The following is a 16,425-nucleotide window of genomic DNA, read 5'->3' as shown; positions in this document are numbered from 1 at the left end:
TCAGCCTAGGTGGCCGCGGGTCGCGATTTATCTCGACATCAAGATACATGCTCGCGGGCCCTCGCGCACGCGCGTCCACCTCGGCGTGGCGCGTGCGCAGGGGCCCGCGGGCGGAGCTCAGCTCTGGGCGGCCCGCTCGGCGTCGACGGCGTCCTGCGCCTTGCGCTCGGCCTCGATCGCGCGCTGGTGCGAGCGCGGGTCGTAGTCGGGCGTGCCCTGCTTGTGCAGCTCCTGGGTGACCAGCCGCTTGGCCTCCGCCAGCCGGCTCACCGCGTCCTTGTCGCTCACCGTGCCGCTCCCCTCTGCCGGGCCGCTCCGGGTCCGGCTACGCGTTCCACGCTAGCCCGGAGCCAACACCCACGCACCCACTCAGCGGGTCAGGACCGCGACCGCCTCGAGGTGGTGGGTCATCGGGAACAGGTCGTAGGCCTGCAGGTCCGCCAGGGCGTATCCCGCGTCGGCGAACAGGGCGATGTCGCGCGCCAGCGCCGCCGGGTCGCACGCCACGTAGACCACGCGCTCGGGGCGCAGCTCGGTGATCCCGGCGACGACCTTGCGCCCGGCGCCCGTGCGCGGCGGGTCGAGGACGACGGCGTCGGCGTGCACGACGTCGGAGTCGGCGTCCACCCGGCCGGAGAGCACCTGGGCGACGTCGCCGGAGTGCAGCTCGACGTTCGAGCGCGAGTGCAGGTTGCGCCGCGCGTCCTTGACGGCCCGGGCGTCCCCCTCCACCGAGACGACCTCGCCGGTCTCGCCCACGGCGTCGGACAGGGGTGCGGTGAACAGCCCCGCGCCGGAGTAGAGGTCGAGCACGGCCGCACCCTCGACGTCCCCGAGCCCGGCCAGCACCGCGCCGACCAGCAGCTCCGGGGCCTCGCGGTGCACCTGCCAGAACCCGGCGCCGGCCACACGGAAGTCGTAGCCGACCTCACCGCGCTGCACGTGCTCCTTGACGGCCGTGCGGGCGTTGGTACGGCCGTCCATGCGGCCGCGGCCGAGGTCGAACGGGGCACCGTCGACGAGGACGAGCGGGGCGTCGCCGCTGGACGGCGCGATCGCCTCGACACGCGCGCCACCGGTCCAGCGCCGACCGAAGAGGTCGAGCGCCGCGATCGCCTCGTTGGCCAGCGGCATGGAGTCGAGCAGGTGGATGTCGTGCGACCGGAAGCCGTGCATGCCCGCGCGCCCCTCGGCGTCGGTCACCAGCTCGATCCGGGTGCGCCAGCCGAGGCCGCCGCGCTCGTCGTCACCGGGCGCCGCCTGCACCGGCACGTCGAGGTCGAGCTTGGCCAGCCGGCGCAGCTGCTCGGCCAGCACCGAGGCCTTCCACGCGCGCTGCGCGGGCAGTGCGACGTGCGCGAGCTCTCCCCCGCCGACGCCGCCGGGACCCGCGGCCGGCCACGCCGACTCCACCCGGTCCGGGGACGCCTCGAGGATCTCCACCGCGTCCGCGCGCCAGAACTTGGCCGTGTCGCCCGCGTCGGTGAGCCGCGCCCGGACCCGCTCGCCGGGCAGCGTGTGCCGGACGAAGATCACGCGTCCGTCGTGCCGAGCCACGCAGTGCCCGCCGTGGGCCACCGGCCCGATCTCGAGCTCGACGAGGTCGAGCGAGCGGTCGTCTGCAGTCTCAGTAGCCACGCGGAACGGTACCCCGGACCGGCTCCTCGAGCCCCGTCTGGCCCTCGGAGGACGCCAGCTGCCACGGCACGGAGGCCACGACGACGCCCGGCGTGAACAGCAGGCGGCCCTTGAGCCGCAGCGCGCTCTGGTTGTGCAGCAGCTGCTCCCACCAGTGCCCGACCACGTACTCGGGGATGTAGACGACCACGAGGTCCCGCGGGCTGTCCCGGCGGATCGAGCGGACGTACGTCAGCACCGGTCGCGTGATCTCGCGGAACGGCGAGTCGAGCACGCGCAGCGGCACCGGGATGCTGAGCGCCTCCCACTGCTCGCGCAGCGCGACGACATCCTCCGGGTCGACGCCGACCGTCACCGCCTCGAGCACCTGCGGCCGCGACGCGCGGGCGTAGGCCAGCGCTCGCATGGTCGGCCGGTGCAGGTGCGAGACCAGCACGATCGCGTGCACCCGGCTGGGCAGCGCCCGGGCCGACTCGGCGTCGGCGCCGAGCGCGAGCTCCTCGCGCACCCGGGCGTAGTGCCGGTGGATCGACTGCATGAGCACGAACACGACGACCATGGCCAGGATCGCGATGTAGGCGCCGTGCGTGAACTTGGTGATGAGGACGACGATGAGGACCGTCGCGGTCATCGCCAGGCCGACCGAGTTGATGATGCGCGAACGCTTCATCTGCGCGCGCGTCGCGGGGTCCGGCTCGGTCCGCAGGTGCCGGGTCCAGTGCCGCACCATGCCCAGCTGGCTCACCGTGAACGACACGAACACGCCGACGATGTACAGCTGGATCAGACGGGTGACCTCCGCGTCGAACGCGATGATCAGCACGATCGCGACCAGCGCGAGGGTGACGATGCCGTTGGAGTACGCCAGCCGGTCGCCGCGGGTGTGCAGCTGCCGGGGCAGGTACCCGTCGCGCGCCAGGATCGAGCCCAGCACCGGGAAGCCGTTGAACGCCGTGTTGGCCGCGAGCACGAGGATGAGGCCCGTGACGATGGCGACGAACACGGCCATCCACGGCGCACTGTGGAACACGGTGGACGAGAGCTGGCTGATCACGGGGTGCTGGACGTAGGACTCGCCCACGGGCACGCCGTTCTCCAGCAGCTGGGTCTGCGGGTCGTCGGCGAACATCACGCCCGTCGCGCGGGCGAGCAGCAGGATCGCCATGATCATCGTGATCGACAGCCCACCGAGCAGCGCCAGCGTGGTGGCGGCGTTCTTGGACTTGGGCTTCTTGAACGCGGGAACGCCGTTGCTGATCGCCTCGACACCGGTCAGGGCGGCACAGCCCGACGCGAACGCGCGCAGGATGAGGAAGAAGCCGGCCAGGCCCGTGAGCCCCTGGTCGAAGGCCGCGGACGGCTCCAGCTCGAACTTCGCGCTCTCCGCCATCCCCAGGTTGCCCGTGAGCATCTGGATCGCGCCGACCACGGCGACGGCGCCGATCGCGAACATGAAGAGGTAGACCGGGACCGCGAAGAGGCTCCCCGACTCCTTCACCCCGCGCAGGTTGGCGACCGTCAGCAGGACGACCAGCCCCACCGCGAACGCCGCCTCGTGCCCTCGTAGGGGCGGGAAGGCCGTGGCGGCGTACTGGGCACCCGACGAGATCGACACGGCCACCGTGAGCACGTAGTCGACCAGCAGCGCGCTGGCCACCGTGACGCCGGCGTTGGGCCCGAGGTTGGTCGTCGCGACCTCGTAGTCACCGCCGCCGGAGGGGTAGGCGTGCACGTTCTGCCGGTACGACGCGACGACGACCACCATGACGAAGACCACCGCGAGACCGACCCACGGCGAGACGACGAGGGCGGCCGCACCGGCCAGCGAGAGCGTCAGCAGGATCTCGTCGGGCGCGTACGCCACCGAGGAGAGTGCGTCCGACGCGAACACCGGCAGCGCGATGCGCTTCGGCAGGAGAGTGTGGCCGAGCAGGTCGCTGCGGACGGGACGTCCGAGCAACAGGCGTTTGGCGGCATCCGAGAGGTCCGACACGATGCGCAATGCTAGGCCCGCCGGGGGCCCATCACACGACAGGCACCGGCGAGCCCCGCCACGGTATAGCGTGCCGCACTGTGCACTTCGTGATCATGGGATGCGGCCGGGTCGGGGCGACCCTCGCCAAGAGCCTCGAGGACAACGGACACTCCGTCTCGGTCATCGACCAGAACCCCGACGCGTTCCGGCGCCTGGTCGACTTCGGCGGCAACAAGGTCACCGGCCTCGGCTTCGACCGCGACACGCTCACGCAGGCCGGCATCGAGGACGCGTTCGCGTTCGCCGCGGTCTCCGACGGCGACAACTCGAACATCCTGGCCGCCCGGGTGGTGCGCGAGACGTTCGGCATCGAGAACGTCGTCGCGCGCATCTACGACCCCCACCGCGCCGAGATCTACCAGCGGCTCGGCATCCCCACGGTGGCGACCGTGACCTGGACCGCCCACCAGGTCCTGCGCCGGCTGCTGCCCATGGGCACCTCCGACGAGTACCGCGACGCGTCCGGCCAGATCCAGCTCTCGCAGATCGACGTCCACGAGGGCTGGGTGGGCAAGCCGCTGCGTGCCCTCGAAGAGTCCAGCGGCGCCCGCGTCGCGTACGTCACCCGCTACGGCGACGGCATCCTGCCGACGTCCACCACCGTCCTGCAGGAGAACGACACCGTGCACGTGCTCATGCGGGCGGACGCGTCCGCCCAGGTCGAACGCATCCTCACCACGCCGCCGGTGGTGGAGGCGTGAGGGTCGTCATCGCGGGCGCCGGCTCGGTCGGCCGCTCGATCGCGCGGGAGCTGCTCGGGCACGGCCACGAGGTCACGCTCATCGACCGGCAGCCGTCCGCCATGCGGGTCTCGCAGGTCGCCGACGCCGACTGGCTGCTCGCGGACGCGTGCGAGCTCCCCACGCTGCGCCAGGTCAAGGCCGACGAGGCCGACGTGGTCGTCGCGGCGACCGGGGACGACAAGGCGAACCTCGTCATCTCGCTGCTGGCCAAGACCGAGTTCGGCGTCCCCCGCACGGTCGCCCGCGTGAACAACCCGAAGAACGAGTGGATGTTCGACGAGGCCTGGGGCGTGGACGTCGCCGTGTCGACGCCGCGGATCATGACGGCAATGGTCGAGGAGGCCGTGACCGTCGGCGACCTGGTGCGGATCTTCACGTTCCACCAGTCCCGCGCGGACATCCTCGAGCTCACGCTGCCCGAGGACTCGCCCCTGGCGGGCGTCCGCGTCGGTCAGATCGAGTGGCCGGCCGACACCGTGCTCGCGTGCATCGTGCGCGACGCGCGACCGATCGCGCCCAGCCCCGACGACACGCTCGAGGGGCGGGACGAGCTGCTGTTCGTCACGGCTCGGGAAGCGGACGAGGCCGAGCTGGAAGTGCTGCTGACCCGCGGACCAGCGACCAGCTGAGCCACAGCGTCAGCGCCGTGAGCGGCAGACCCATCGCGAGCTTTGCCGTGCCGAGCCACGCGACCTCGTCGGCCAGGTAGAGCGGGACCTGCACGACCAGCCGCAGCGCGAACATCGCCACCCACGGCCAGGTCGCCAGCGCGTACCGACGACGCAGCACGGGATCGGCACGCCACGCGACGGCGGCGCCCCACGAGCCGTTGCTCGACAGGGGACCCTCGGGCCGGAAGAGCCCCATCACGAGGCCGACGAGCGGCCAGCCGACGAGGATCGAGGCCAGGGTGCCGACGAGGTAGATCACGTTGACCCAGAGCCCGTAGGCGAAGTAGTTCGAGGCGTCCCCGGACCGCCAGGCCCAGACCACCCCGATGCCCACGCCCAGCAGTCCCGAGAACGCCTGGGTCACGGGCGTGCGCTGCACCAGCCGGACGATCACCGCGACGACCGCCGCGCCCGACGCCGCGATCAGCGCCGGGGCCAGGCTCTGGCCGGACGCGATGAACACGACGACGAACAGCAGGCCGGGCGCGACGGACTCGACGACGCCCCGGACGCCGCCGACCGCGTCGGCGGCGGAGAACTGCTCGGCCGTGAGCGCGCGCATCCCGCGCAGGCCGCCCTCCTCGGGCGGGACGACGTCGTCGATGGCGTCGAGGGGTCCGGCCTCGGATCCCTGGTCCGGCTCACTCACCGGGACGCGGCCGCAGCTCGTAGCGCGGGTTGAACACGGTGCGCCGACCGTCGATCAGGCACACGAGGCCCTCGATCTTCAGGCGCCGGCCCGGGGTGACGCCGCCGATCTCGCGGCGCCCCAGCCAGACGAGGTCGAGCGAGCCGCTGCCGTCGTAGAGCTCCGCCTCGAGCGCGGGAACGCCCTCGCGCGGGCGCAGCGTGACCGACCGGATGACGCCCGACACGCTCGCGCGCGAGCGGTCCGTCAGCTGGTCGACGGGCGTGCACCCGACCGACCGGTGGGCGTCGGCGCGCTCCTCGTCGGCCTCGATCTCGGCCTGGGACGCGACGGCCTTCTTCAGCCGTTCCTTGAGGCTCATCGGGTCTCCGTGATCTCGGGCCCACGGGTCAGGGGGTCGAAGTCGGGGGTGGCCGGCGGCTCCTCGACGGGCTCGGCCTCCTCGAGGTTCGGCGTGCCCGGGCCGGGCAGCCGCAGCGTCAGCAGGTCGCGGGGCGGGCGCGCGTCGGTGCCGCGCACCACGACGATGCCGGCGAAGAGCTGCTCGAGGGCGGTCGCGGCCGCCGGATCCACCGCGGCGCGGCCCGTCATCACGCCGCGCACGAACCAGCGCGGCCCGTCGGCGCCGATGAACCGGGCGGGTCGGTGACCCGTGCGCCCCTCGGGAGTCCGGACGGGCAGGCGGGCCAGCAGCTCGCGTCCGAACGGACCGGGCAGGTCGTCGGCCGACCCACCCTGCTGCGTGACCGACTCCGCGATCTCCGCCCGGATCTCGTCCCAGATGCCCTCGGTGCGCGGCGCGGCGAAGGCCTGCACCTGCAGCGACGACCCGTCGAGCAGGATCGACGCCGCGGACACGACCTCCGTCGCCTTGTCGATCTCCATCCGAAGCTCCATGCCCTGCACACCCGGCAGCAGGATCGCGCCGAGGTCCACGCGCGGCACGTCGTCGTCGACCTGCGAGGCGTCCCACGGGCCACCGGTCCGCGCGACCACCACCGGGGCCGCGACCTCGGGCTCGTCGGTGCTCACCCCGTCGACCGTCACGTCGCTCGCGGTCTCGTTCTCCACCGCGTCATCGGAGGCGGGATCCTTCCCACCACGCCGGAACAGCGCCACGTGCTCACTCCTCTTCGACGCGCTCGCGCGCATCAGTTGCCTACCAGTCGACAGTAGTCCCGACCTATGCGCTCGGTGCAGCCTTCCAGCCGCCGCTGGAGCCGAAGCCACCCTCGCCGCGGTGCGACCCGGGCAGGTGCTCGACCTCCACGAAGCGCACCCGCTCGACGCGCTGCACCACCAGCTGCGCGATCCGGTCGCCCCGGTGCAGCTCGAGCGCGTGCTCGACGTCCGTGTTCAGCAGCGTCACCGCGATCTCGCCGCGGTAGCCGGCGTCGACGGTGCCCGGCGCGTTGACGATGGTGAGCCCGTGCCGCATCGCAAGCCCGGACCGCGGGTGCACGAACGCCGCGAACCCGTCCGGCAGGGCGATGGCCACGCCCGTGGGTACCGTCACACGGCCATGCGGCGGGATGACGACGTCGATCCTGGAGACCAGGTCGGCGCCGGCGTCGCCCGGGTGCGCGTACGCGGGAGCGGGCAGGTCGGGGTCGAGGCGCAGCAGGAGCACCTCGGTGCTGGGGTCGGCCGTCACGGGGCCAGACCCTACCCGCCGGATGGGATGCTGGGTGCATGCCCGACGCTCCGCACAGCTCCCGGCTGCCCACCCCCGCCGACGGGCACGCCCCGGCCACCCCGTACGCCGAGCGGCTCTGGCTCGGCCCGCTCGGCTGGGTGCTGCTGGTGGTCTTCGCCGTGATGATGTCGATCGCGTTCGTCCCCGTCGACGTCCGCCTCGCCGCGGCGGTCGGTCTGGTCGTCGTCGTCGCCGGCGCGGCGGTCCTGGTGGTGGCCGCGCCCCGGATCGACGTGCGGGACGGCACGTTCCGCGCGGGCGGCGCCCACATCCCCCTGGCCCTGCTCGGTGCCGTCGTGGCGCTGGACGCCGCGGAGACGAAGGCCGAGCTCGGGCCGCGGCTCGACGCGCGGGCCCACCTCGTGCTGCGCGGCTGGATCCACACGGCGGTCCGGGTCGAGCTGCGCGACCCGCAGGACCCGACGCCGTACTGGGTGGTCTCGACCCGCCACCCGGCCGAGCTCGCCGCTGCCCTCACGGCCTGAGCGCCGCGCGCGCCGACGCCGGAGGGCCGGTCACCCCGGGTTGCGGGGTGATCGGCCCTCAGGTCGGTCGTGGTGCGGGGAACGCGCTCAGGCGGCGCACTCCGAGCACACGGGGCGGCCGTCGCGCTCGTAGGCGAGCTGGCTGCGGTGGTGCACCAGGAAACAGCTCGAGCAAGTGAACTCGTCCGCCTGCCGAGGCAGTACGCGCACGGAGAGCTCCTCGCCGGACAGGTCCGCGCCCGGGAGCTCGAACCCTTCGGCGGCCTCGGTCTCGTCCTCGTCCACCACGCCCGAGTTCTTGTCGGAGCGCCGAGCCTGGAGCTCCTGGAGCGAGTCCTCGCTCAGGTCCTCCTCGGTCTTGCGCGGGGCGTCGTAGTCGGTAGCCATGTGTGGCGTCACACTCCGTGGTCTGGATGGAATCTCGTACGCGGGATCAATGCACTCGACGTGCTTTTTGTTCCCGCGCGCGGTGGATTCTGCACCACTTTCGATCCCTGAGCGAACCGGACGCGCGACCATTTTCGTCACACCGCCCGTGGGAGCGTTTTCAGCCGTCGGAATCGGCTCCGAGGCCCTCCAGCAGGGCGATCAGCTCGGTCACCCGTTCGGCCGAACCGGCCACGGTCATCGCCTCCTGCGCCGGCTGCCCCCGCAGGCCTGTGACCTGCGCACCCGCCTCCTGGGCGACGAGCGCGCCCGCGGCCAGGTCCCACGGCTGCAGGCCGCGCTCGTAGTAGAGGTCGAGGCCGCCTGCGGCGAGCGTGCACAGGTCCAGAGCGGCCGATCCGACGCGACGAATATCACGTACCCGCGGCAACAGTTCTGCCACGATCCGCGCCTGTGACGTGCGCCGGGACGCGGTGTATCCGAAGCCCGTGCCCACCAGGGAGTCGATCAACGTTCGCGCCGCGTTCACCTGCAGCACGCGCCCGTCGAGCCGCGCGCCCAGCCCGCGTCCCGCGGTGTACGTCCGGCCGTCCTCCGGGGCGAAGACGCACCCGGCCAGCGCGGTCCACGTCGCCGGCTGGGGAGGACCGACGACCGCGGCGACCGACACCGCGTACGCCGGGAGCCCGTAGAGGTAGTTGACGGTCCCGTCGATCGGGTCGACCACCCACGTGATCCCGGACGTGCCCGCCTGGAAACCCTCCTCCTCCCCCAGGATCCCGTCGTCGGGCCGCAGCTCGGCCAGCCGTCGCCGCAGCAGCGCCTCCGAGGCGAGGTCCATCGCCGTCACCACGTCCTGTGCGCTGGACTTCGTCGCCGCGACGGACACGTGCCGCCGCCGGCCGTCGAGGATCAGCGCCCCCGCCTCGCGGGCCAGTGCCTCGGCCACGTCGACGAGCGTGCGGATCTGGTCGGGCGTGTCGGGGTTCACGGCGCCCATCCTGTCAGCGGACGCTGCCGCGCCACGGACCGGGGGCCTTGAGCTGGTAGCGCAGCGCGAGGACGCGCAGCCCGAACACGGCGAGCACGACTGCGACGCTGGCGGCCGGCGTCACGGCGCCGAGCCACCACAGGAGGGCGGTCACGCTCGACCCCAGCACGGCAGGGATGGCGTACAGCTGCCTGTGGTGCAGCACCACGGGCACCTCACCCGACAGCAGGTCGCGCAGCACGCCACCGCCCACGCCGGTCATCACGCCGACCACGACGGCGGCGGTCAGGGTCGTCCCGTACTCGAGCCCCTTGGTGGTGCCCACGACGCTGAACAGCGCCAGAGCACCGGCGTCCAGCACGACGATGAACCGTCGCGCGCGCTCGAGGCGCGGGTGGAAGAAGTAGATGAGGGTCGCGCCCGCCACCGCCGTGACGATGAACCGCCAGTTCGAGATGCCGACCGGCGGGACCGCGCCGATGAGCACGTCGCGCAGGATGCCGCCGCCCAGGCCGGCAGCCCAGCCGAGCACGAGGATGCCGAACACGTCGAACTGCTTGCGCACCGCGGCCAGGGCGCCGGACATCGCGCCGACGAAGACGCCGATGAGCTCGAGCACGGGTTCGAGGGGGATGTCCGTGTCCACGCGGGCGATCATGGCAGCGTCCTGCGGGCACCCGGCGCACCTTCGCGGTGCGCCGTTCCGCGGCGCACCGACCCGGGTGCGCGCCGTGGCGACCGATCGGTGGCAGGCTCGTGCCGAGTTACCGGGAGGTCGCATGGGTGAGCTGGAGCTGGTGGGTCTGCACGAGGACGGGGAGCATCTCGTTCTGGTGGCCCCGGACGGGGCGCGTTTTCGCCTGCGCATCGACGAACCGCTGCGCGCGGCCGTGCGCCGGGACCGCCCGCAGCTCGAGCAGCTGCGCGCGGAGAGCGCGGGGACACTGAGCCCCCGCGAGATCCAGGCCCGCATCCGCGCGGGCGCGACGACGCAGGAGGTCGCGGACGACGCGGGCCTTCCCGTCGAGCGCGTCCGCCGGTACGAGGGCCCGGTGCTGGCCGAGCGCGAGCACATCGCCGAGCAGGCCCGCGGCACGCGGGTCGGCCGCGACGTCGGTGCGCCGACCCTGGGCGACCTGGTCACCGACCGGCTCGCTGCCCGGGGTGTCGATCACGCCTCGCTCGCGTGGGACGCCGCCCGCGACGCGTCCGGTCCCTGGGTCGTGCTGGCCCGGTTCGCCGTCGACGACGTCGAGCGCGAGGCCCGCTGGACGTTCGACCCGGCGAAGCGCACCGTGGTCGCCGACGAGGACGAGGCGCGCTGGCTGTCGGAGACCGAGATCGCGGACGAGCCGGTGTCCCGGCGGCACCTCGCAGCCGTCCGTGACGTCGTGTTCGACTTCCAGGGCGGCGACGGGCCCACGCTGCGCGCCGACGACGCCGCTGTGGAGGCCGACGAGCCGACGCCGGACCCGCACGAGCAGACCGCGTCCCTGCTCGACGACCTGCGCAGCCGCCGCGGCGTGCGGCAGGCGGTCGAGCTGGGCGACGAGGACGACGACACCGAGGCGTTCGAGGGCTTCGGCCCGCAGCACGCCTTCGACTTCGGTCGGCTGGACGCGTCGGCTCCCGGCGCCCACCCCGCCGACGCGCAGGAGGAGGCCGTCGTCTATCCCCCGCCGGCCGCCGTGCCCGAGCCCGTCACCACGCCCGCGGCCTCGGCGGCCGAGCACGACGACGACGAGCGCCCTCGAGCGCGGCGCGGGCGGGCGAAGGTGCCCAGCTGGGACGAGATCGTGTTCGGGGCCAAACCGGAGTAGGTCTCCGCAGCTACAGACTCAGCTCGTCGACCGACGTCGTCAGGGTCTGCGCGGTCACCGAGGACGCGCGGGCGGCCGACGCCGTCATCCGGCGCATGTGGTGCCGACGGCACAGCACCTCGTAGGCGACCTCGTCGGCACCGGCCTGGACGTCGCCCACCACCACCTGCGCGCCCTCGACCACCATCGCGCCGCCGATCGTGCGGGCGTTGTGGGTGGCGCGGGCGCCGCACCAGCACAGCGCGCGGACCTGCAGGACCTCGACACGGTCGGCCAGCTCCACAAGCCGGGCGGCGCCCGGGAAGAGCCGGGCGCGGAAGTCCGTGGAGATGCCGAAGACGAAGACGTCGACGCCGAGCTCGTCGACCACCCGGGCCAGCTGCTCGACCTGCTCCGCGGTGTAGAACTGCGCCTCGTCGCCGATGAGGTAGTCGACGGGCCGGCCGTGCGTGCGGCGCGAGATGACGTCGGCCCAGAAGTCGGTGGAGTCGTCCACCTCGTGCGCGCGCTGCGTGAGCCCGAGCCGGGAGGAGATGGTCGCCGACCCGGCCCGGTCGTGGCGCGTGAACAGCACCCCGTCCCGACCGCGCGCCGCGTGGTTGTGGTGCATCTGCAGCGCGAGCGTCGACTTGCCGCTGTCCATGGTGCCCGAGAAGAAGACCAGCTCGGCCATCAGGCGACCACCACGCACGGCACGAGCATCTCGTGGCGCGTCAGGGAGCCGTGGACGCCGACCAGGTCGAGGGACGCCGGGCTCTGGGTGCGCGAGTCGACCACCGTCGCCCGGCCGGTCATCGCGACCACGACGTCGCCGATGACGGGCAGCACGTGCTCCGAGATCTCGCCGAACCACGAGTCCGCCGCCGCCTCGTCGCGCGTCGCGACGACCGCGGACCCACCCAGGACGTCGCGCCACCGGTCCGCGACCGCGGTCGCCTCGACGCCGGCCGAGAGATGCAGGTGCAGTGCCCGCGGCTCCCCCGCGACCAGCTCGACACCGCTGCCGAGCGCCGGGTCGGTCGCCACGTCCCAGCGCGCCGCTCGGTCGACGTCGACCATGCCGTGGTCGGCGGTGATCACCAGGACGGTGTCGCGCGGCAGCATCCGCGCGAGGCGGCCGAGCTCGGAGTCGAGCTCGGCCAGGGCGTCGCCCCACTGCCAGGAGCCCCAGCCGTGGTGGTGCCCGGCCTTGTCGACCTCACCCCAGTACAGGTACCCGACGCCCGGCTTGCGCAGCGCGTCGACCGTCGCGTCCACCCGGGCAGCGAGCGACTCGGCCGCCCGGTACGTCGGGCCGCGCAGGGCGGCCTCGGTGAGCCCGGACCCGGAGAACCGGGCGGGCCCGATGCTGGTGACGGTCGTGCCGGCGGCGACGAGCTGCTCGAACACGGTCGTCTCCCGCTGCCACTCGCGGGCGGGCGGCAACCCGGTCCAGCTGACGAGGTTGCCCAGCTCGCCCGTCGCCGGATCGCGGACGGTGTAGCCCAGCATCCCCGTGCGCCCGGGCGGCATCGCGACCCCGAAGGTACCCATCGCGGTCGCGGTCGTGGACGGGAAGGTGCTGGTCAACGGCGTGGAGTCGCCGAGCCGACGCCGCAGGAACGGCGCGTGCCCCGCGCGCTCGGCGAGGTTGGTGTGGCCGAGCCCGTCGACCAGCACGACGCAGACGCGCGAGGCCGAGGGCAGCCCGAGCAGCTCCTGGGACAGCCCCGCCTCGGCCACGTCGTCGACGCCGATCGCGCCGGCGATCGCGGGCAGGACCCGACCGAGGCACGGGTACTCCGAGCTCGGCGCGACCAGGTCCGCGGCCTCGAACGCGGCGCGTGCCCGCGCGGACGTCGGCAGGGCGGTCGGCACCTCGAGGTCGGTCATCGGACCCGCGCGCTCGCCGCCGACAGCTGCCGCGCGAACGCGGTGGCGGCGCGGACCGAGTCGACGCCCTCGGCTGCCGAGCTGACCCGCACGACGACGTCGTCGGGCGCCAGCGTCCCGGTCAGGCCGTGGTCGGCGTCGCAGCTGGGGTCGCCGCAGGTGGCCGGCTCGAGGTCGACCCGAGAGACGGCACCCCAGCCGATGACGAGCGTCAGCTCCTGCGCCGGCTGGCCGGGCACGTGCTTCTCGGGCAGCGGCACCACGTGGGTGAGCGCGACCGAGGTCAGCTCCGCCAGCGGCACGGCCTCGGTGGTCGCCGACGCGGATGCCGACGGGTGCTCGGAGTCCGCCGGGTGGTCGTCGACGTGGGCGACGACCAGGCGCGTGGGGGTCAGCACCAGGACGGTGACGTGGCGGCGCACCTCGGCGGCGTCGAACGTCGTCTCGGGGTGGACCAGGTGAGCCACGACCTCCTCGTCGGCGAGGGCTACGTCGAGCACGTCGACGACGAGCTCCGGGTAGTAGCCGGCACGGTGGAGGTCATGGTGCAGGGCGGGAGCAGCAGCGGGCACCCGCCTATCCTCCCACCCCGAGGGTCGTGTCCTGCGAGCGCGCACGTCCTCACACCCTCGACAGCCGCCGGGTCGCGTCGGCCCGGTCCGCGCGGGAGACCGCCACACGCGCGCCGAGCACGACCGCGCCGTGCTCGGAGACCACGACCGGGTTGAGCTCGAGCGAGCGCAGCTCGGGCAGGTCGTCCGCGAGCACCGACACCCGCGCGACGAGGTCCTCGAGGGCCGCGACGTCGAGCGCAGGCAGCCCGCGGTACCCGAACAGCCGCGGCGCCGCCCGCGCCGAGCGGATCAGCTCGGCGACGTCGACGTCGGTCAGCGGGGGGACGCCGTAGGCGACGTCACCGAGCAGGTCCGAGGCGTCGCCCGCGAGCCCGAAGCTGATGATCGGGCCGAACAGCGGGTCCTCCACCGACCGCACCACGCACGCCGAGCCGTGCGGAGCCATCGCCTGTACCTCGAGCGGCTCGTCGCCGTCCGCCGACTCCTGCCCGGCCGCCAGCTCGAGCACCTGGGCCACGTCCGCGCGCAGCTCGGCCTCGTCGGCGACGTCGAGCCGAACCCCGCCCAGGTCCGCGCGGTGCCGCAGGGCTGCCACGGTGGTCTTGAGGGCGACGGGCCAGCCGATCCGCTCCGCGGCCGCCACGGCGTCGTCGGCGTCGCGCACGCGCGTCGAGGGCAGCACCGCCACGCCGACGGTGGCGAGCAGCTCCGCGGTCCGCGTGCTGTCGAGAGCCAGCGCGGACTCGCCCGACGCCTCCGCGGCGAGCCAACCGGCGACGAGGCGGCGCGCGGCCCTCGTCTGGGCACCGACCGGGTGCAGCGGGCGGCCGCGGTCACCGGCGCGCCACTGGGCGTAGCGCGCGGCGTGCCCGAGCGCGAGCGCCGCGTCCTCCGGCGTGCTGTAGGCGGGCACGGTCCACTGCCGGCCCTCCGGGTCGTCGGCCGAGAGCTCCGTGGTGATCCCGTGCAGGTCGTAGATGCAGGCCACCGTGGTCCGTCCCGACCTGGCGGCGGCCTCCGCCACGGCCCGCTGCAGCGCGACGTCCGGCCCGCCGACCGTCGGGATGCGCACGACGACCACGACGTCGCTGTCCGGGTCGGCATAGAGCTCGTCGACGGCGGCGCGGACCCGCTCGGGCGCTGCGTCCTCCGGCAGCAGCTGCACGTGCCCGCTGACCACGAGGCCCGCGGCCGCCGAGGCCTCGGCGACCAGCGCCGCGACCGAGGCGGAGCTGGCCAGGATGGCGGTGCGCCGGCCGGCGGGCAGCGGCTGGTGCGCGAGCACCTGCGCGACGTCGAGCAGCTGGTGGGTGTTCTCCACACGGACGACGCCCGACTGGCGCAGCATCTCCGCGAGCGTGCGGGGCGGGGCGTGGGTAGGCCGGACCGCGTGGCCGGGCGGCACCACCTGACCGGACCGGCCGGCGGTCACCACGATCACCGGCTTGATCAGCGACAGGCGCCGCGCGACGCGCGAGAACTTGCGCGGGTTGCCCAACGACTCCAGGTAGAGCCCGACCACGTCCGTGCCCTCGTCGTCGGCCCAGAACTGCATGAGGTCGTTCCCGGACACGTCCGCCCGGTGCCCGGCGGAGACGAACTGCGAGAGCCCGAGCCCCCGGCGCCGCACCGCGCCCAGGACGGCCACCGCGAGAGGGGCGGACTGGCAGAAGAGGCCCACGCGCCCCGGCGGGGGTGGCGTGCGCGCCAGTGAGGCGTTGAGCTGCAGCCCGCCGGGTCTCGTCGAGATGATCCCGTAGGAGCTCGGTCCTACGACGCGCATCCCGGCGCCGTGGGCCGCCCGCAGCAGCGCGCGCTGGCGGTCCAGCCCGTCGGGACCCTGCTCGGCGAACCCCGCGCTGAGCAGCACGACCCCGCGCACGCCGAGCCGGGACAGCTCGCGCACCACGTCGGTCGCCTCACCCGCCGGCACCGCGACGACCGCGAGCTCGACCGGCCCGGGCACGTCCGCCAGCCGAAGGTCCTGCGCCGTGCCGGGCACCCCGACGGCGTGAACGACGACGGACGGGTCGCCCGCGAGCAGGTCCGCGAGCACGCTCGCGGCCAACAGCCCGGCGAGGGTCCCCTCGGGCTCCGTGCCCGGTCCGACGACCACCACCGAGCTCGCGTGCAAGAGGTCCCGCATCGAGCGCGCCTCGGCGCGATGCTCGCGGTCCGCCATCACAGCGAGCGACCGGTCCGTCGGGTCGATGTCGAACCCGACCGCGACGATGCCGTCCTCGGTCACCTGCCGCACCGCGTACCCGGCGTCGCGGAACACCGAGATCATCCGGCCGTTCTGCGGCAGCACCTCGGCGACGAACCGGCGCACCCCCCGCTCGCGCGCGGCCGCGGCGAGGTGCTCGAGCAGCACCGACCCGAGCCCGCGCCCCTGGTGCGCGTCGGCGATGTTGAACGCCACCTCGGCCTCGTCGTCGCCGATCCGGTCGTAGCGCGCCACCCCGATGATCTGCTCCACGGCGTCCTGGTCTGCGCCGCCAGCGGGCGGGCGGCTCGCGACCGCGACCAGGGCGACCCGGTCGACATGGTCGACCGTGACCAGCCTCTCGAGGTCGCGCTCCGGCAGGCGTTCGAGCGAGGCGAAGAACCGCAGGTACGTCGACCGCTCGGACTGTCCGACGTGGAACGCCTGGAGCGCTTCGGCGTCCTGCGGCCGGATCGGTCGCACGTGCGTCGTGGATCCGTCGTGCAGCACGACGTCGGCCTCCCACGAGGCCGGGTACGCCGGCACCGGTCGTGGGAGGTCGTCAGCCGTGACGTCCACCATTCCGCCACGGTAGTGCGGCGTGCCGCGCGCCGCGGCCCGGTAGGACTCCCGCACGGTCCACAATGGTCGCCGCAC

The 16,425-nt window shown here is 73.8% G+C and carries 18 protein-coding genes; 4 read left to right on the top strand and 14 right to left on the bottom strand.

Features of this window, described 5'->3' with window-relative positions; genetic code table 11:
- Positions 1-117: 117 nt before the first annotated feature.
- The 3 genes from ACXJKA_RS06090 to ACXJKA_RS06080 form a co-directional block, all read right to left on the bottom strand.
- Complete coding sequence (locus tag ACXJKA_RS06090) at positions 118-288, bottom strand: translation initiation factor 2 (protein WP_456824283.1); 171 nt, start codon at positions 286-288, stop codon at positions 118-120.
- 81 nt (positions 289-369) lie between these two features.
- Complete coding sequence (locus ACXJKA_RS06085; RefSeq protein WP_456824282.1) at positions 370-1,638, bottom strand: class I SAM-dependent RNA methyltransferase; 1,269 nt, start codon at positions 1,636-1,638, stop codon at positions 370-372.
- A complete protein-coding gene (locus ACXJKA_RS06080; protein WP_456824281.1) occupies positions 1,628-3,631 on the bottom strand; it encodes an APC family permease in 2,004 nt (667 codons plus the stop codon). The genes ACXJKA_RS06085 and ACXJKA_RS06080 overlap by 11 nt, the downstream gene beginning before the upstream one ends.
- 95 nt (positions 3,632-3,726) lie before the next feature.
- Here ACXJKA_RS06080 and ACXJKA_RS06075 point away from each other — a divergent pair, with 95 nt between their 5' ends.
- Both ACXJKA_RS06075 and ACXJKA_RS06070 read left to right on the top strand, forming a co-directional pair.
- Positions 3,727-4,374: a potassium channel family protein gene (locus tag ACXJKA_RS06075; RefSeq protein ID WP_456824347.1), complete on the top strand. Its 648-nt coding sequence runs from the start codon at positions 3,727-3,729 to the stop codon at positions 4,372-4,374.
- Complete coding sequence (locus ACXJKA_RS06070; protein ID WP_456824280.1) at positions 4,371-5,045, top strand: potassium channel family protein; 675 nt, start codon at positions 4,371-4,373, stop codon at positions 5,043-5,045. Before ACXJKA_RS06075 ends, ACXJKA_RS06070 begins: the two co-directional genes overlap by 4 nt.
- On the opposite strand, the gene ACXJKA_RS06065 is transcribed toward ACXJKA_RS06070, so the two are convergent.
- The 4 genes from ACXJKA_RS06065 to dut all read right to left on the bottom strand — a co-directional run bounded on the left by ACXJKA_RS06065 (position 4,978) and on the right by dut (position 7,390).
- Entirely contained in the window at positions 4,978-5,736 is a 759-nt protein-coding gene (locus ACXJKA_RS06065; protein ID WP_456824279.1) for a DUF3159 domain-containing protein, read from the bottom strand. The genes ACXJKA_RS06070 and ACXJKA_RS06065 overlap by 68 nt on opposite strands.
- Complete coding sequence (locus ACXJKA_RS06060; protein WP_456824278.1) at positions 5,729-6,097, bottom strand: OB-fold nucleic acid binding domain-containing protein; 369 nt, start codon at positions 6,095-6,097, stop codon at positions 5,729-5,731. Before ACXJKA_RS06060 ends, ACXJKA_RS06065 begins: the two co-directional genes overlap by 8 nt.
- A complete protein-coding gene (locus ACXJKA_RS06055; RefSeq protein WP_456824277.1) occupies positions 6,094-6,855 on the bottom strand; it encodes a DUF3710 domain-containing protein in 762 nt (253 codons plus the stop codon). The genes ACXJKA_RS06060 and ACXJKA_RS06055 overlap by 4 nt, the downstream gene beginning before the upstream one ends.
- A gap of 64 nt (positions 6,856-6,919) precedes the next feature.
- The gene (dut, locus tag ACXJKA_RS06050) at positions 6,920-7,390 is read right to left on the bottom strand and encodes a dUTP diphosphatase (RefSeq protein WP_456824276.1); all 471 of its coding nucleotides are present in this window, start codon (positions 7,388-7,390) and stop codon (positions 6,920-6,922) included.
- A 38-nt stretch (positions 7,391-7,428) separates the two neighbouring features.
- On the opposite strand from dut, the gene ACXJKA_RS06045 reads away from it, so the two are divergent.
- Positions 7,429-7,917, top strand: a complete 489-nt coding sequence (locus tag ACXJKA_RS06045; protein WP_456824275.1) for a DUF3093 domain-containing protein — start codon at positions 7,429-7,431, stop codon at positions 7,915-7,917.
- 87 nt (positions 7,918-8,004) lie between these two features.
- On the opposite strand, the gene ACXJKA_RS06040 is transcribed toward ACXJKA_RS06045, so the two are convergent.
- From ACXJKA_RS06040 to ACXJKA_RS06030, 3 genes are all read right to left on the bottom strand, one after another.
- Entirely contained in the window at positions 8,005-8,304 is a 300-nt protein-coding gene (locus tag ACXJKA_RS06040; RefSeq protein ID WP_056090713.1) for a DUF4193 domain-containing protein, read from the bottom strand.
- A 160-nt stretch (positions 8,305-8,464) separates the two neighbouring features.
- Positions 8,465-9,304 carry an inositol monophosphatase family protein gene (locus ACXJKA_RS06035; protein WP_456824274.1) on the bottom strand — a complete coding sequence of 280 codons (840 nt, stop codon included), beginning with the start codon at positions 9,302-9,304 and terminating at the stop codon, positions 8,465-8,467.
- A gap of 4 nt (positions 9,305-9,308) precedes the next feature.
- Positions 9,309-9,953 (bottom strand): trimeric intracellular cation channel family protein, encoded by a 645-nt coding sequence (locus ACXJKA_RS06030; protein ID WP_456824273.1) that lies wholly within the window; start codon positions 9,951-9,953, stop codon positions 9,309-9,311.
- A gap of 121 nt (positions 9,954-10,074) precedes the next feature.
- Here ACXJKA_RS06030 and sepH point away from each other — a divergent pair, with 121 nt between their 5' ends.
- The gene (gene sepH / locus ACXJKA_RS06025; protein ID WP_456824272.1) at positions 10,075-11,115 is read left to right on the top strand and encodes a septation protein SepH; all 1,041 of its coding nucleotides are present in this window, start codon (positions 10,075-10,077) and stop codon (positions 11,113-11,115) included.
- A gap of 10 nt (positions 11,116-11,125) precedes the next feature.
- On the opposite strand, the gene ACXJKA_RS06020 is transcribed toward sepH, so the two are convergent.
- From ACXJKA_RS06020 to ACXJKA_RS06005, 4 genes are read right to left on the bottom strand one after another with little or no spacing between them, the layout of a single operon-like run.
- A complete protein-coding gene (locus tag ACXJKA_RS06020) occupies positions 11,126-11,788 on the bottom strand; it encodes a thymidine kinase (RefSeq protein ID WP_456824271.1) in 663 nt (220 codons plus the stop codon).
- A complete protein-coding gene (locus ACXJKA_RS06015) occupies positions 11,788-12,987 on the bottom strand; it encodes an alkaline phosphatase family protein (RefSeq protein ID WP_456824270.1) in 1,200 nt (399 codons plus the stop codon). The genes ACXJKA_RS06020 and ACXJKA_RS06015 overlap by 1 nt, the downstream gene beginning before the upstream one ends.
- Positions 12,984-13,559 (bottom strand): DUF5998 family protein, encoded by a 576-nt coding sequence (locus ACXJKA_RS06010; RefSeq protein WP_370503395.1) that lies wholly within the window; start codon positions 13,557-13,559, stop codon positions 12,984-12,986. The genes ACXJKA_RS06015 and ACXJKA_RS06010 overlap by 4 nt, the downstream gene beginning before the upstream one ends.
- A 49-nt stretch (positions 13,560-13,608) precedes the next feature.
- The gene (locus ACXJKA_RS06005; RefSeq protein WP_456824269.1) at positions 13,609-16,350 is read right to left on the bottom strand and encodes a bifunctional acetate--CoA ligase family protein/GNAT family N-acetyltransferase; all 2,742 of its coding nucleotides are present in this window, start codon (positions 16,348-16,350) and stop codon (positions 13,609-13,611) included.
- Between the last annotated feature and the right edge of the window lie 75 nt (positions 16,351-16,425).

The sequence above is a fragment of the Cellulomonas sp. P5_E12 genome (assembly GCF_054049315.1).
Note: the sequence above shows the minus strand (reverse complement) of the source record. Positions and strands in the feature narration are given on the sequence as shown.